The sequence below is a fragment of the Aurantivibrio infirmus genome, from assembly GCF_054767315.1.
On sequence record NZ_BAAFSK010000027.1, the window covers coordinates 1 to 421 of the forward strand.

The 421-nt window shown below is 49.2% G+C and carries 1 protein-coding gene; it reads left to right on the plus strand.

The annotated features are described in order from the left end of the window. Positions 1-421: cadherin-like domain-containing protein (locus ACYUCY_RS18345; protein ID WP_460227990.1), on the plus strand; the 421-nt coding region annotated here is incomplete at both ends.

Below are 421 nucleotides of genomic sequence, written 5' to 3' on the forward strand. Positions count from 1 at the left end.
CGACCGTCACGATTACCGTCAATGCGGTGAACGACACGCCGACCGTCGTTGATGATGCCTACGCAACGAATGAAGACACGACGTTAACAATTAATTTACCGAACGACGTTCTCGCCAACGATTCAGATATCGATGGTGACACCTTAACGGTTAACACAACGCCGGTAACCGATGTGGCGAACGGCACATTAACACTCAACGCCGATGGCACATTTACTTACGTACCGAACGCCAACTTTAATGGCACGGATTCATTTGTATATGAAGCGAGTGATGGTAACGGTGGAACCGCACAAGCGACCGTCACGATTACCGTCAATGCCGTGAACGACACGCCGACCGTTGTTGATGATGCCTACGCAACCAATGAAGATACGACGTTAACAATCAATTTACCGAACGACGTTCTTGCGAATGACAG